This window comes from Streptomyces sp. NPDC051105, assembly GCF_040682795.1.
Taxonomy (GTDB): domain Bacteria; phylum Actinomycetota; class Actinomycetes; order Streptomycetales; family Streptomycetaceae; genus Streptomyces.
This window is the reverse complement of record NZ_JBFBBR010000002.1, coordinates 679,575-694,901: the sequence shown is the minus strand read 5'-3', so window position 1 is coordinate 694,901 and position 15,327 is coordinate 679,575. Positions and strand designations below refer to the sequence as shown.

The 15,327-nt window shown below is 72.8% G+C and carries 12 protein-coding genes; 8 read left to right on the top strand and 4 right to left on the bottom strand.

The window, feature by feature from the left end:
* Positions 1–43: 43 nt before the first annotated feature.
* Both AB0N16_RS07090 and AB0N16_RS07085 read right to left on the bottom strand, forming a co-directional pair.
* The gene (locus AB0N16_RS07090; RefSeq protein WP_365793874.1) at positions 44–1,366 is read right to left on the bottom strand and encodes an extracellular solute-binding protein; all 1,323 of its coding nucleotides are present in this window, start codon (positions 1,364–1,366) and stop codon (positions 44–46) included.
* Positions 1,367–1,640: 274 nt separating this feature from the next.
* Positions 1,641–2,774 (bottom strand): ROK family transcriptional regulator, encoded by a 1,134-nt coding sequence (locus AB0N16_RS07085; RefSeq protein ID WP_365793872.1) that lies wholly within the window; start codon positions 2,772–2,774, stop codon positions 1,641–1,643.
* Between the two features lie 547 nt (positions 2,775–3,321).
* Between AB0N16_RS07085 and AB0N16_RS07080 the strand changes: the two genes are divergently transcribed.
* The 6 genes from AB0N16_RS07080 to AB0N16_RS07055 all read left to right on the top strand — a co-directional run bounded on the left by AB0N16_RS07080 (position 3,322) and on the right by AB0N16_RS07055 (position 12,534).
* Positions 3,322–4,227, top strand: a complete 906-nt coding sequence (locus tag AB0N16_RS07080) for a BadF/BadG/BcrA/BcrD ATPase family protein (protein WP_365793870.1) — start codon at positions 3,322–3,324, stop codon at positions 4,225–4,227.
* Positions 4,228–4,503: 276 nt separating this feature from the next.
* Positions 4,504–6,435: a phosphatase PAP2 family protein gene (locus AB0N16_RS07075; RefSeq protein ID WP_365793868.1), complete on the top strand. Its 1,932-nt coding sequence runs from the start codon at positions 4,504–4,506 to the stop codon at positions 6,433–6,435.
* Between the two features lie 93 nt (positions 6,436–6,528).
* Entirely contained in the window at positions 6,529–8,217 is a 1,689-nt protein-coding gene (locus tag AB0N16_RS07070; RefSeq protein ID WP_365793866.1) for a phospholipid carrier-dependent glycosyltransferase, read from the top strand.
* Between the two features lie 134 nt (positions 8,218–8,351).
* Positions 8,352–9,275, top strand: a complete 924-nt coding sequence (locus tag AB0N16_RS07065; RefSeq protein ID WP_351744960.1) for a MurR/RpiR family transcriptional regulator — start codon at positions 8,352–8,354, stop codon at positions 9,273–9,275.
* Positions 9,276–9,688: 413 nt separating this feature from the next.
* Positions 9,689–10,072, top strand: coding sequence for a hypothetical protein (locus AB0N16_RS07060; protein ID WP_365793863.1), 384 nt, complete (start codon positions 9,689–9,691; stop codon positions 10,070–10,072).
* 101 nt (positions 10,073–10,173) lie between these two features.
* Positions 10,174–12,534: a SpoIIE family protein phosphatase gene (locus AB0N16_RS07055; protein WP_365793861.1), complete on the top strand. Its 2,361-nt coding sequence runs from the start codon at positions 10,174–10,176 to the stop codon at positions 12,532–12,534.
* A gap of 9 nt (positions 12,535–12,543) precedes the next feature.
* Here AB0N16_RS07055 and AB0N16_RS07050 read toward each other — a convergent pair whose 3' ends face one another.
* Positions 12,544–12,687 (bottom strand): hypothetical protein, encoded by a 144-nt coding sequence (locus tag AB0N16_RS07050; protein WP_365793859.1) that lies wholly within the window; start codon positions 12,685–12,687, stop codon positions 12,544–12,546.
* A 135-nt stretch (positions 12,688–12,822) separates the two neighbouring features.
* Entirely contained in the window at positions 12,823–13,626 is an 804-nt protein-coding gene (locus tag AB0N16_RS07045; RefSeq protein ID WP_365793857.1) for a peptidoglycan-binding protein, read from the bottom strand.
* 175 nt (positions 13,627–13,801) lie between these two features.
* Here AB0N16_RS07045 and AB0N16_RS07040 point away from each other — a divergent pair, with 175 nt between their 5' ends.
* Positions 13,802–14,545: a TetR family transcriptional regulator gene (locus AB0N16_RS07040; RefSeq protein WP_365793855.1), complete on the top strand. Its 744-nt coding sequence runs from the start codon at positions 13,802–13,804 to the stop codon at positions 14,543–14,545.
* Between the two features lie 189 nt (positions 14,546–14,734).
* Positions 14,735–15,172, top strand: coding sequence for a hypothetical protein (locus tag AB0N16_RS07035; protein ID WP_365793853.1), 438 nt, complete (start codon positions 14,735–14,737; stop codon positions 15,170–15,172).
* The last annotated feature ends 155 nt before the right edge of the window (positions 15,173–15,327 follow it).

The following is a 15,327-nucleotide window of genomic DNA, read 5'->3' as shown; positions in this document are numbered from 1 at the left end:
CGGCGGTGTCTCGACCCCGCCGCCCGGGCCCTTGGGCCTACGATCAGCCGCCGACCTGCTGGTTGTAGCCGTCCACGATGTTCTGGAGGGCCTTGTCGACGCTCTGCTGGCCGTTGATCGCCTTGCCCAGCTCCGTCTTGGTCGGGTCGGTGGTGAGGCTCTTGCCCTTCAGCACCCAGTTGGTCTGCGCGCCGTTGAAGTAACCCGAGATCGGGGCGTAGAGCGGGATCTCCTCGTTGTACAGCTTGAACGCCGCCTGCGCCGCCTCGGAGGTGAAGGGGTACTTCGGGTTCAGTCCGCTCTCGACCGGGAGGAACCCGGAGGTCTGGACCAGCTCGGTGTACTGCTTCGGCTCGTACACCCAGGACAGGAACTTCTGCGCGGCGGTGGACGCGGCGCCGTTGTTGTTGAAGCCCACCATCATGCCGCCGCTGTTGACGTCACTGGCCTGCACCGGCTGGGCGGGGGTCGGGACGCTCGCCCAGTCGAACTTCTTGATGCTGTCCGCGAAGGAGGCGACCTGCCACACACCGGACCAGTAGGCGACCACGTCACCGCTCTGGAACATGGCCGACGGGTCGGCGCCGCTGGTCCACACCGACTTCGGCATGGTCTTGTCGTCGTTGAGTCCGACGAAGTACTTCACGGCCTTCTTGGTCGCCGCGTCCACCGAGAACTTGCCCGACGAGTCCGCGTGGACGTACTGCCCGCCCATCTCGTACACCATGGCGCGCAGCCGGGACGGCGACTGGTCGAACGTGAGGGAGTACTTGGCACCGGTCTTCTCCCGGACCTTGTTCGCCGCCGCGATGAACTCCGTCCAGGTCCAGGTCTTGGAGGGCGAGGTCGGGACGGCGACGCCGGCCTTCTTGAACAGCGTCTTGTTGATGAACAGGCCGGACGCGGTGACGTCCGAAGGGATGGACAGCACCTTCCCGGACGAGTCCTTGGCGAGGAAGTTGGCGTTGATCTTGTTGGTCTTGTTGTTGGCGATGGAGCTGAGGTCGATCAGCTTGTTCGACCAGATCGGGTCAAGGGCGGGCACGTCGGCAACATCCGGCAGCGAGTTCGCCTGCGCGGCGTTGTGCAGCTTCGTCGGGTAGCCGTCGTAGGGGATGTTGACGAGCTTGACGTTGACGCCGGCTTCCTTCTTGTACTGCGCCACCAGCTTCTTCCAGCCCGCGTCCTGTCCCGGAACCGTGGAGATCCAGAACGTCAGCGACTTGGAGGTCCCGCCCGAGCCGGACCCCGACCCGCAGGCGGAGAGCAGCAGGGCTCCTGCCGCGGCTGCGGCAGCGAGAGGAGCCAGGCGGCGCATGCCGCCGCGGCCGAGTCGGCGAGAGCGCCGCACACCCACACTGGTCATCTTCAATCCCTTTTCGTCGTAGCGGAAGAAGCACGGCGCCAGCCGAGGCGGCACGGGTGCATTTTGCGGAAGATTTCGCTTTCCGGGGGCACGGCCTCGCCCGGCCGTGTCGCCTTGACGGGTGGGGTCCCCGGCCATGACGGCCGGCGTCGCACAAGCACGCCCTCGTGCGGCTGCCGTACTTCGCGTACGGGCTGAAGGCTCACCCGGAGTCGGCGTCCCGGCCGACTTAGAAAGCGCTTGTCCGGACATTGGCAGACCGAGTTGGAACCCGTCAATCCTTCGCCTGCGCGCCTTCGGTCACGTTTTGGACTCCCTTGGCCACCGCGAGCCGGGCCGCACCCACGACAGTACCGAGATCCCCGATCTGGCTGCTGACCACCTCGGTGGGCCAGCTCAGCCGCCCCAGCTCGGCCCGCACCCCGGGCAGGAGCTGGGGATCCGCGCCGGTGCTGCCGCCGAGCACGATCAGCCCCGGATCCAGCACGGCGGCCACGGCGGCGGCCAGCCGGCCCACGTCGGCGGCGTGCCGGGCGACCAGGCCCCGGGCGGGTTCCCGGCCCTCGGCGGCCAGCGCGAAGAGCCCCTCGGCGGTACGGGGGCGGGGGCCGTCGGCGGCCCGCCAGGCCTCGGCGGCCCGGCGCAGCAGTGCCTGTGAGCCGACATAGGCCTCCAGGGCCTCCCGGCGGGGTTCCCGGTCGTCGTCCCAGGGGTACGGCAGCCGGGCCAGCTCACCGGCCGCCCCGTTCGCCCCGCGCAGCACCTGGCCGCCGATGACGATGCCGAGACCGATACCGACGCCGATGCGCAGATAGCCGAAGGTATGGCGGCCCCGGGCGGCGCCCTCGTGGAGTTCGGCGAGGGCGGCGCAGTTGACGTTGTTCTCCAGGTGGACCGGGGCCCCCGGCGGCAGGGCGACCGAGACCGCGTCGAAGACGGGCCCGGCCTTGGCGGTCGCGGGGCGCATCCCGGTACCCGCCAGGTCGGGGGCGGTGACGTCGCCGACGGCGACGACGATGGCCCGCAGCGGGGCGCCCGCGGGCAGCGCGGCCAGGGCCTCGCGGACGGCGTCGGCGGCGCGGGTCCGCGGGGTGGCCGCCTCGGCGAGCAGCGTGCCGTCCAGGGCGCAGCCGCGCACCCGGGTGCGGGCCGGGCCGAGGTCGACGGCGAGGACCGAGCCGGAGGCGGGCCCGAGCCCGTAGACGGCGGCGGAGCGGCCGGTGCCGCCGGACGCGGTGCCGGAGTGAGTGGCCAGCCGGGCCCCCTCCAGTTCCGCGACGGCGGCGGACACCGTCGGCTTGGACAGGCCGGCGAGGCTCGCGAGCTGCGGCCGGGTGGCGCTGCCGGCCTGGGCCAGCACGGCGAAGACCGCGCCGGCGCTCTCCGTGAGCCGGGGGGCCTCAGTCACGACGTGTTCCACAGTTCCCCCATGGGTCAGGGGCCGCGCTCCCCCGGGTGTCGCGGGATGCGGCGATGCGGTGCCCTTGTGCCGCGCGATGGTGGCCTCGACAGCCTCCCGTTGATCGAGTCCGCGGCGACTCTTGACGCACTGTACTTCGTTAGTTAACTTCCTAACGAAGTTCACGGTACTCGCCTGCCGTGCTCCGTAAGAAGCCTGTCCCGGGGCTTCCCGACTTGCTCAACTCCTGTTCGGCCAGACACGGTTCGCCCGCCGTCACAGCTAGGGGCCGGCCGTCGGATCAAGACGAAGGAAATCAGCGGCGGCTGTCAGCGCCGCTGAGCGGGGCGATGGGGGTTCCTCCCGCGCGAGGTTGTTCGAGCGTGGGGGAACGTGCAGCTGCGAGGCGGAGGAGGAAGTCGACGCGAAGCGTCGGCGACCGACGAGAACGCCGCAGAAGTGCGTACCACGCCCCGAGCCTGCGGCTGGATCCGTCGGCCAGGCCCTGAGTGCCAGGCTCTTCGGCGCTCTTCGCCCAGACGACGAAAGAGGATCCGTGCAGGACACTCCTTCTTCCCCGCTCGTGGTCGGCATCGACGTCGGCGGCACCAAGACCCACCTCCGCGCCCTCGCCGGCGCGGAGCGGGTCGCCGACCACGTCCGTCCGAGCAGCGGCTGGCGGCCGCACGACCCGGCCGCCGCGGCCCGCTGGCTGACCGCGCTGGTCCACGACGCCCTGCCCCCCGGTACCCGCCCGGCCGCCCTGGCCGTCGGCGGGCACGCCTGTGAGACCCCCCGCCAGTGCGCCGGCATCGCCGCCGCGCTGCGGGACCTCCTCGGCGTGCCCGTCCGGGTGGTGGGCGACGCGGAGCTCCTCGTCCCGGCCGCCGGTCTGGACAAGGGTGTCGGCCTGGTCGCCGGCACCGGCTCGGTGGCCGTCGGCCGGCAGCCCGACGGCAGCCCCGTGCAGGTGGGCGGCTGGGGCGCGGTCCTCGGCGACGAGGGCGGCGCCGCCGGACTGGTCCGGGAGGCCGCCCGCGCCGTCTGGGCGGCGCACGACCGCGGCGAGGCCCCGGACGCCCTCGCGACCGGACTCGTCGCCGCCTTCGAGGTGGCCGAGGTACCCGCGCTCGGCGCCGCCCTTGAGGGCGCCTCCGACGTCTCCGCCGAGTGGGGCCGGCACGCCCCGGTGCTTTTCGCCGCGGCCGACGCGGGCTCCCGGCTCGCCGCCGGCGTGATAGCCGGCGGCGGACGCGCCCTCGCCGGCCTCGTGGTCCGGCTCGCCGCCCGCGGTCTCGCCGTGGACGACGTGGTGGTCGCGGGCGGCACGATCCTCTCCCAGCCGCGCCTGTACGACGCCTTCGCGGCCGCGCTCGCCGAGGCGGTACCCGGGGCGCGGCCACAGCCGTTGCGACTCCCGCCGGTCGAGGGCGCGGTGGCGCTGGCACGTTCGATCCGGTGAGAAACCCGTCCGCGGCCCGTCCGGTTCCGTATGCCGTGGACCACGGGCTGTTCGACGCTGCGAACACGCAGGTCCCGGGCGGTTCTTCCTGTGAACCACAGGGCTGCCGTTCAACTCCGGGTCACGTGGCGGTCGTCGGGCCATGACCGCAGGGACACGAACTCGCCCTAGAACTTCGCTCGTTCACCACTTTTCCCACGCGAACTCACCCGCTCACGCGTATCTGGAGCATCGGCCCCCGCGTGAACTCCCCAAGAACTCAAGAGAGGCACATCCATGCCGTCACCTGCCGGGCACCGCATCTCCTCTCCGGCCCGTGGACTCGCCGCCGGCCGGCGGGGATTCCTGAAGACCTCGCTCGGCGCGTCGGCGGGTGTGCTGGCGGCCCCGACCTTCGCCGGGTGGCTCGCCGCCGCGGACGCCAAGGCCGCGACCGCTCTCGCGTTCGTCGACGACTACAAGACGAACATCAGCACCAACCTGACCGCCGACACCAACGCGGTGGTCCGCATCCTCGGCGGCTTCGCGCGGATATGGAAGACGGGTTCCGCCTGGAACACCGGTACCGTGCTGCGCGCCGACATCCTGCGCGACAACATGCGTTACTGCGCCAAGATCACCGCCAAGCGCTCCGCGGCCGAGGCGAAGAAGGCGTTCCTCTACGACCGCCAGCACCAGAGCTACGCGATGATCGCCGGCCTCGGCCCGCTGGCGGACCTGTACAAGGCCGGTTCGCTGGCGGTCACCTCGATCACCAGCGCCCCCGACGGGACGCCCGCGACCACCGTCAACGACGCCGTCCCGGCCGACGCCCCGGCGGGCTCGGCGCTCGGCGCCGGCTCGCACGACTCGGCGCTGGGCAAGGTCGCCGAGCTGGTCGACACCCTGCGCGGCAACTACGCCTCCGGCAACCCCTCCAAGTACGCCTACCAGTACCCCCGTCCGTGGCGCATGAACGAGGACAGCGAGGTCGTCGACACCGGCAGGACCGACGCCTACGGCTTCCCGGTCTACGACTCCGAGGTGGTCGTCGCCCCGCAGCTGCTGCGCCAGCGCAGCACCTCCCCGGTCGACGACGGCGGCTTCCCGTCGGGCCACACCAACGCCTTCCACCTGGCGGGTCTCGCCTACGCCTACGCGGTGCCGGAGCGCTTCCAGGAGCTGGTCGCCCGCGCCCTGGAGCTCAGCGACACCCGCATCATCGCCGGTATGCACAACACGGTCGACGTGATCGGCGGCCGCATCATGGCCACCGCCCTGGCCGCCGCCACCCTCGCCGACCCGGCCAACGCGGCCCTCAAGGCGGCCGCCCGCGCCCAGGCCCTCGCCTACTTCGAGGCGCGGACCGGCGCCACCGCCGACACCCTGTACGCCTACGCCCACGCGGCCGGCACCGCCGCCGACCCGTACGCCGACCGCGCGGCCAACGAGCGCGCGGCCACCCCCCGGCTGACGTACGTCCTGCGGCGGCAGGGCGGCGACCTGCCGCTCACCGTGCCCAAGGGCGCCGAGGTGCTCCTGGAGACCCGCCAGCCCTACCTCACCGCCGACCAGCGCCGCGAGGTGCTGCGCAGCACCGCCCTGCCCGCCGGCTACGTGCTGCTGGACGGCGTCGAGCAGTGGGGCCGCCTCAACCTGTTCGCCGCGGCGGACGGCTACGGCGCCTTCGACACGGACGTCACGGTCACCCTGGACGCGGCGGCCGGCGGCTTCTCGGCGGCCGACAGCTGGCGCAATGACATCGACGGCCACGGCGGCCTGACCAAGAAGGGCACCGGCACGCTGACGCTGACCGGCGGCAACGCCTACCGCGGCGGCACCGTGGTGGCCGGCGGCACCCTGGTCGCGGCCTCGGACGAGGCGCTGGGCCGCGGCGACGTCCGGATCGAGGCCGGCACCCTGCGGGTGACCGGGGACCTGTTCGTGCGGGGAACCTACACACAGGACGCGGGCACCCTGGAGGTGACGCCCGGGACGGGCCGCAAGGCGCCCCTCCAGGTGAAGCACCTGGCCGTGCTCGGCAAGGGCAGCACGCTGTCCCTGAGGCTCGACACCGACCACCCGCCGGCCGCGGGCCGCACCCTCCCGGTACTCGACGCTCCGCGACTGCGCGGACAGTTCGACCACATCGAGGTGAACTCTGACAAGCTGCGGGCCGTACCCGTGTACACGGCAGACGGTCTGTCGGTGCGACTCGTGAAGCGGTGACGCGCCCGGTGGCGGGAGCGATGCGAGAGTGGGGCCCATGCCCCTGCTCCTGATCGCTCCCGCCACCGCGGGCCCGGCGTCCCCGCGGGGCGGATGATGGCAAGCGAACAGCAGTCGGTCCTCGATCCCGGCCACCTCGGCGACCCCGCACCCGTCCCACGGCCCGCCCCCGCGGCCCGGCTGACCGCCGCCCTGCGCGCCCGCCGCCGGTGGCTGGTGCCGGTCCTGGTGGTGCTGCTCATCGCCCAGATGGCGGTCGCGATGGTGACCGCCGCCGTCCAGCAGACGCCGACCATCGACGAGCCGGTCTACGTGGCCGCGGCCACCGACTACCTCCACGAGCACCGGCTGCGCTACAACCCCGAGCACCCGCCGCTCGGCAAGCTCGTCGTCATGGCCGGGATCGCGGTCGCCGACCCGCGCTACGACCCGTCGTACCGGGGCGACCAGGGGCAGGTGGGCCGGCATCTGCTCTACGCGTCGGGCAACGACCCCTGGCGGCTGATGCTGTGGGCCCGGCTGCCGGTGATCGCACTGACGCTGCTGTTCGCCCTGGTGGTCTTCGCCTTCGCCCGCGAGGTCCTCGGTACGGCCGCCGGGCTCCTCGCGCTCGCCCTGTACTGCTTCTCCCCCGACCTGATCTCGCACGGTTCGCTGGCCACCCTGGACGTGCCGTCGGCCGGGTTCGTGCTGACCTCGGCCTGGCTGCTGTGGCGGGCGCGCCACCGCCCCCGGCTCTATCTGCCCCTCGCCGGGGCCGCCCTGGGCGCGGCGGTGGCGACCAAGATGAGCGTGCTGCCCGCGCTCCCGGTACTGCCGGCACTGGCGGTGCTGTCGGTGTGGGGCGTGCGCCCCGGCCGGGCGCGGCGCGCGCTCACGGCCGCGGCGGTGGTGACGGCGACGGCGGTCGCCGTCGTGTGGCTCTCCTATCTGGCCGTCGATCCCCGGCTGCGCTCCGCGGCCGCGGTGCCGATCCCGGCGATCCACGGTCCACGCGGCCTGCTGGTGGATCTGATGCCCTTCCCGCCCGCCTACCGGGACGGCATGCGCCTGCAGTTCGGCCTGGAGGACTATCCCTGGCAGGGCTATCTGTTCGGGCACCTCTACACCGGCTCCCGCTGGTACTACCTGCCGGCCGCGCTGCTGGTGAAGACGCCGCTGGGCATGCTGGCCCTGTGGGCGGCCGGTGCGGTCGCGGTGGTGGCGGTACGGCGGCTGCGGCCGGCCGCGCCGTACGTGCTGCTGCCGCCGGCCGTGCTGCTCGCCTCGGCGATGACCGGGTCGCGGGACTTCGGGACGCGGTACGCGCTGTTCATGCCGATGTTCCTGGCGGTGGGCGGGGCTTCGGTGCTGGCGGTGCGGTGGCGGTGCTCACGGCCGGTGGGCGGAGCGTTGCTGCTGTTCGTCGCGGTGAGTTCGCTGCGCACGTTCCCGTTCTATCTGCCGTACTCCAACGAAGCGTTCGGCGGTCCGGCGAAGACGCATCTGCGGTTGCACGACTCCAACGTGGACTGGGGCCAGGACCTGGGCCGGCTCGCCGACCGGCTGCGGGTGCGCTATCCGGGCGAGCGGATCTGGCTGGTCTACAAGGGCAGTGGCGTCCCGTCGTACTACGGCATCCACGCCACCGACCCCCGCACGGTGCCGCCCCGCGAGGTGCACGGGCTGCTGGTCGTCTCGGACTCGTCGGTCGCCAAGGCGCGGGGCCGGCTGGCCGCGCTGATCGACAGCAGCCGTGCCGTCGACGACGTCGGGCATTCCATCACCGTCTACCGGCGGTGACCAGAGGAACCCCGGCGCCGGCCGCGCACGTTGTGCGTTCGGCCGCCGGGGCGCTCAGGCTGTCGGCACAACCCCTGGTCACCACGGTCCGTGAGCTATGTTGAGTCATCGTGGGAGACAAAGGAGGCGCTTCGGTGCCATCGCCGCAGCAGGCTCGCGCACAGGCATCCGCGATCACCTCGGGCAAGACGGTGCCGGAGGCGGAGGCCGCGCCCACCTCCCAGCTCCGCGAACTCTTCGACGGCCCCCGGCTCTCCCCCGGCCAGCGGCGCATCGCCCAGTACCTGATCGACCACATCACCGAGGCCGCCTTTCTGTCGATCACCGACCTCGCCGAGCGGGTCGGGGTCAGCCAGCCGTCGGTGACCCGGTTCGCGGGCGCGGTCGGCTTCAACGGCTACCCGGCGCTGCGCGAGCGGCTCCAGTCGATCGCACTGCGCACCCTGGCGGGCGGCACCGGGGCCGCCACCGAACACCGCAGCAACGAACTCCAGGCGGCCGTCGACGCCGAGATCGAGAACCTGGAGAACCTGCGCCGGGACTTCGCCGACCCGGACCGGGTGATCTGGATCGGCCGCGAGCTGTCCCAGTCCTCCCCGCTGACCGTGCTCGGTCTGCGCATCTCCGTCTCGCTGGCGGAGTACTTCGCCTACGCCGCCCGCCGTATCCACCCCGACGTACGGCTGGTGACCCGCGGCGGCAGCGTGGCCTACGACGCGCTCCTGCAGTCGCGGGAGGCGGGCGGCACCTGGGTGCTGGCGTTCGGGATGCCGCGGCACGCGCAGGAAACGCTCACCGCGATCCAGGTGGCGCGCACCGCGGGTCTGCGGGTCGCGCTCGTGACCGACCTGGCGCTCGGCGCGCTGGCCGACGAGGCCGACGTCACCTTCAGCACCGGTATCGGGTCCCGCCTGGTCTTCGACACCTACGCAGCGCCCGGCCTGATGGCCGCCGCCCTGCTCCAGGCCATGACCGATGCCGACCCGGAGCGCACCCAGGCGCGCCTGGAGGAGTACGAGCACGTCGCCGAGCAGCACCAGTTCTTCCTCAAGGACTGACCCGGGGCCGTCGGCGGTTCCCCCGTAGCAGCAACCCGTAGCGGGATCATTCACCGCAATTCACGCATGAATGTTTTCATACGTCTTGCAAACCGGATGGCATATATAAATACTGCTGACGGATCACCCGGCACACTCCGGGCACGTTCCGCACCAGGACGCACCGCTCGCACCCGCCCCGAGAAAGCCGACGGACCGCCCATGCGCACGCAGCACCACCGCAGCGCCAGCGGCCGACACCCGGGGTCCCTGCACGGACACCCCCAGCCGCCGTCTCCTACCCGCGTCGGCGCCCGGGGTGTTCGAACGGGCATCGCCTGCGCGATTCGCCCGCGGCGGCTCCGGCCATCCCCTAGGCCGGAGCCGCCCAGACATCCGTCGACCACCCTTCCCGACGCCGCACCCCGGAAGCGATGATCATGACCCTGACGACGACCACCCGCATCAGTCCCGACTGGCCCTGCCAGGTCAAGACGCCGGGCAGTTACGACTGGGAGCGCTCCGCCACCAAGTGGCTGCGCGAACTGGTGCCGGCCCGCTACGCCAGCTACCCGGCGCTGATCCGGCACCCCGTGCTGCTCGCCCGGCACGCGCAGATCCAGGTCCAGCACGAGATCCGGGTGGCCCGCACGGCACTGCAGACCGCGCGGGCCGAACTGCCCCTGCTGGGGCTGCCCGAGTCGGTCATCGAGCACACGATCAAGCTGTACGCGGCGGAGGTGCTGCAACTCCAGCACATCGCGCGCAGCGTCCGCGCCGTCACCGAGGCGCTCGTCGGGCACAGTACCGGCCGCTGACCGGTCCGGTTCCGGTCCGGTTCCGGACCGAGGATGCTGAGATCATTCACTGATCGGGTACGGGTGTGAGCGAAGGCGCCTTCCTGTGCCATGCTCGATCTGTGACGAGCGAGCAAGCGCCGCCTGTCGGCGCCGTCGCCGAGCCGGCGGTTCTGGCCAAGGTGGTGTCCCGGCAGCGCGCCGAGCTGGACCGGCTGCGGGACCAGGTGGCCGCCTCCGCCGTGGTGGAGCGGGCCAAGGGCGCCCTGATGGCCACCACGGGCTACTCCCCCGACGCCGCGCACGAGGCGCTTGTGCAGCGGGCCCAGGCCGGCAGCCGCACGCTGCTGGAGGAGTGCTGGCTCACCCTCGGCGCCCTGATGCCCACCGTGTCCCCGGCCGTCGATGCCGTCACCGACCTGCCCGCCCCGGCGGAACCCCGCAAGTCGCTCGCGCCGCCCGGCACCGCCGAGACGCTCGGCCACCTCGGCACGGCCCTGGTGCACGTGGGCTCCGCGCAGGAGCTGGCCGGTGCGCTGCTCGACCACCTGGCGCCCGGCGTCGGCGCCGACGCGGTGCTGCTGTACCGGCGGCCGGCCGGCCACGGGCTCGAGCTCATCGGGTACGCCGGTGTCGACGCGACGCTCGCCGCCCAGTGGCACCGGGTACCGCCACTGAGTGGGTTCGCCCCGCTGGAGACCCTCAAGACCGGTGAGCCCCGCTGGCTGGAGCACGTCGCCCGGGACCGGCAGGACTACCGGCTGATCGACGAGCCCCCCGGGCGCTGGCTGTCCCGGGCCTGGCTGCCGGTCACGACCGGGGACACGACCGATGTGGCCCTCGGCGTGCTGCGCCGGCAGGACGCGGTCTTCGGGCCGGCGGAACGCGAGCTGCTCCGGGCCGTCGCCCGGCTGTGCGCGGGCCGGCTCACCGCCCTCGGCGCCCCGGCCCAACCGCCGGCCTCGGACTTCTCCCGGTCGGTGCAGACGGTGCTGGACGCGCTGCCGGGAGCTGCGGTCCTGCTGACCCCGCTGCGCACCGCCGTCGGGGAGGTGGAGGACTACCGCATCGAGGCGGCCAGCCCGAACGCGGTCGACATCCTCGGCCGCACCGGCCGGGAGCTGGTCGGCTCGCACATCCTGGAGAGCTATCCCTCCGTCGCCGGGGAGTCGCTGTGGCAGGGGTATCTCAAGGCGCTCGACGGGGAGCCGTACGAGGGTGAACCGTTCGTCCACGAGGAGGTCGTCGCGGGGGCGACCGTGCGGGCCGTCTACTCGGTACGGGCCACGCGGCTCGGTGACGGACTGCTGGTCACCTGGCTGCGGCACGACCAGCAGGAGCGGCAGGAACAGCGGCTGGCGGACATGCAGCGGCTGGGCAACCTCGGCTGGGCGAACTGGAACCTGATCACCCGTCAGGTCACCTGGTCGTCCCAGGTGTACACCATCCTGGGCCGCGACCCGGGCCGCGGCGCGGTCGCTCTGGACCTGCTGCCGGACCTGGTACTGCCCGAGGACGCCCACGCGCTGGCCCGCGCGGTCTCCGAACTCGCCCGCACCGGCGGGTCGTTCGACGTCCCGTTCCGGATCAGGACCGGGAACACGGTGCGGCATCTGCGGGCCGTCGCGGAGGGGGTGACCGCCGCGGACGGCATGGTCGTCGAGGTGCACGGCTTCGTCCAGGACCTCACCGCCCAGCGCAGCGCCGAACTCGCCCTGGTGGACAGCGAGCGGGCGATCCTGGTGCAGCGCGGCGTCCTGGAGGCCGAGCGCGCGCTGGCCACCCGGCTCCAGCACGCGCTGCTCCCGCAGCCCAGCGGGCCGGTGCGGCTGTGCGGGCTGCGCGTCGAGGTCGCCTATCTGCCCGCGCAGGCGGGGGTGCACGTCGGCGGCGACTGGTTCAGCGCCATCGAGCTTCCCGACGACTCGGCGCTGTTCGTCGTCGGCGACGTGGCGGGCCACGGGGTCGACGCCGTCGCGACGATGGCACAGCTCCGGTTCACCGCCAAGGGCATGGTGACCACCGGCTCCTCGCTGACCGGTGCGCTCGCCCGGCTGAACTTCCTGCTCCTGCACTCGCGCGACAGCCAGTCCACCGCGACCCTCGTGCTCGCCCGGTACCAGCCCGCCGAGCGCCGGCTCGTCTGGGCCCAGGCGGGCCACCTGCCGCCGCTGCTGGTGCGCGCGGGCGAGGTCCGGCGGCTCGACCGCCCCGACGGCATGCTGCTCGGGGCGTCGGCGGACCCGGTCTACGAGTCCGCCGAGTTCCAGCTGGAGCCCGGCGACCGGCTGCTGCTGTACACCGACGGCCTGGTGGAACGGCTTGGCGAGGACATCGACCGGGGCCTGACCCGCCTGGCCGAGGCCGTCCGCACCCCCGAACCCGGATCCCTGGACGCGCTGCTCGCCGCGATGCTGGAGGGCGAACGGCGGGACGACGTGTGCGTGCTGGACATCCGGGTGCCGGCGGCGGACGCGGAGTAGCCCCGGCGGTCAGTCGTCGTCGCGGTGCCGCCAGTACCAGAACACGCCCACCACCAGGGCCAGCAGGAACACGGCGGGCAGCAGCAGGCCCGGGATGCGGGAGCCGTTCATCGGCATGGCCTTCGGGGTCGTACGGTGGGAACGCGGCGGCACGGAGCTGCCGGGTGGCTGCCCATGGTGACGCCCGTTCCTCGCACGGTCCCGGCGCTTTCCTGATCCATTGCCCGGCGTTCGAGGGCGCTCGCCGGACCGGCCGACGGGACCGGTCACCGGGCCGTTCGTCCCCGCTCAGCCGGCCGTCGGGCTGGTGCGCGACTCCAGGGCGCGCCGGGTGTCGTCGCCGTAGACGCCGCGCTCGTCGCCGCTGATGCCGTACCAGATCTGGAAGCGCTCCACCGCCGCGGTGAGGGCGGTGTCGTATGTTCCGCCGGTGGAGCCGTCACGGTAGACGTCCGGGATGCGCAGGAGGCGCTGCTCCAGGTCGACGACCTCGGGGCCGGTGTCGCCCTCGCGGAGGGTGCCGGCGCCGTCGGGGTCGGTGGAGGTGTCCGAGGCGGGTGAGGTGGTGACCGGTGACGTGGTGGCGGACGGGGCGGGCTGGGCGGCCGCGGCGGTGCCCTCACGGCCGGGCAGCAGCAGGGCGCAGCCGAAGCCGACCAGGGCGGCCGCGCCGACGGCCACCACGGCCGCGGCCCGGCGCAGCCCCGGGCCGAAGCCGAAGGCGCGCGACGAACGGTCGTCATGGCCGTGACCGTGGCCAGGCGGGCCGTCGGCGACCGGCGGCAGTTCCTGGGTCTCGTCCTCCGTGCCGGCACCGGGCCGGCCGTGTCCGTCGAAGGCCTCGAAGTCCGCCGGACCCGGCTGTTTCCCGGTCGGGTCCCCCGTCCGACTGCCGGCCTGTTTCCCGGTCGGGTCCCCCGTCTGACTGCCGGCCTGTTTCCCGGTCTCGCGCGCCTTCTCGTCGGCCTCCGCCTCCTCCCGGATCTCGCGCATCAACTCCGCGAGAGCGTCGAGTCGGCGGGGGCGCAGCACCCGGACCGGTTCCAGGATCGGCCCGCGGCGCGGCTGCTCAGGGTCGGGCGGTGTCGACACACTGCTCTCCTTCTACGTCCCGTACGCACGGGTGTCCGCGATCCCCGAGAACACATACGGCAGGACCGGTCCGCCGGTTCAGCCCGCGCCGGACCAGCGGAAAGGGAGTGCACTCAGTTCCCCACCTGGTGTGCACTGAGTGCCATGAGCGCGCCGGAATGCTACGTTCACGTCCATGAGCTCCAGCAGCACGGCGCCGCCCACGAAGCCGCCCATGCGGGACGCCCTGGTCGCGGCGGCCTTCCGGCTCTTCCTGGAGCGCGGCTACGAGCAGACGACCGTCGACGACATCGTTGCCCTGGCCGGAGTCGGGCGGCGCTCGTTCTTCCGATACTTCCCCTCCAAGGAGGACGTGGTCTTCCCCGACCACGAGGGCTGCCTGGCCGACATGACCGCCTTCCTGGCGGCGAGCGAGCCCGGGTGCGAGCCGGTGCGGCGGGTCTGCGACGCGGCGCGGCTGGTGCTGCGGATGTACGCGGAGAACCCCACGTTCTCGGTGCAGCGCTACCGGCTCACCAAGAAGGTCCCGGGGCTGCGCGCGTACGAACTGTCGGTGGTGTGGCGCTACGAGCGCGCGCTGGCCGAGTATCTGCGCGGCCGGTACGCCGGCCGGCCGGACGGGACCCTGCGGGCGGACGTGATCGCGGCGGCCGTGGTCGCGGCGCACAACAACGCCCTGCGCTCCTGGCTGCGTTCGGACGGAGAGGGCGACGCGGCGGCGACGGTCGACCACGCCCTCGGGTACGTACTGGCCGCGTTCGGCACCGAGGACGCCGGGCCCGCCCCGGACGGGGCGTCGGCCGCACTGTTCGGCGGCGCGGTGGAACACCCGGACGACGTGGTCGTCCTGGTCTCCCGGCGAGACGCCCCGCTGTGGCGGGTGGTGCAGGAGATCGAGACCGCGTTCGGCCGTGCCTGACTGCCGGGAATCCGGTGACCATCCGCAGAACCCTCGCATTTTAGGGGTACGCAGTGCCTTTACGGTTGACACTCAGTGCCATACTCTGACGACGTGCACGGTGGCACGGCGAACCGGGCACATGCGTGCGCGGCCGGGTCCGGGCACGCGGGATTCGGGTTTCCGGGCGAGCGCAGGGAGTTGACCAGCGTGTACCACCACTCAGCGAGCAGCGCCGCGCAGTCGGCGGTCGGATTCGCGACGAGCGTTCTCGACCCCGCGCCCGCGGATCACCGCCACGCGGACCATCACAAGGACGCCATCGTCTTCCAGCGCTGCACCTGGTGCGGCACCGCCACGTACCACCGGCTGCTGTGTCCGGTCTGCCAGGGCAGCGAACTGCGCACGGAGCGCAGCGAGGGCACCGGCACGGTCCGCCACTCCACGGTGGTGCACCGCAACACGCCCGCCGCGCGCAACGTGTCCCTGATCGAGATGGCCGAGGGTTTCGTCGTGCGGGGCCGGGTCATGGGCCCGCCGATCGGCATCCACAGCGGCGACCGGGTCAAGCTCTCCACGGCCAAGGACCCCGTACGGGGCGAGCCGGTCTTCCAACTGCTCGACGAGCCGTACCGGGCCTGGAGCTGACGGTCGGGAATCCCGTCGGTCGGCAGCCGGCGTCCGGGGCGGGGACCCTCCAGGGACGGTGAACCCTCGAGGCCGCCCGGCGTCGAGTGGCGCGGCGGCGCCTTCGCCGGATGCCGTCCCTCCCGTACGTAACCAATCCCTCTTCCTGCACAGGC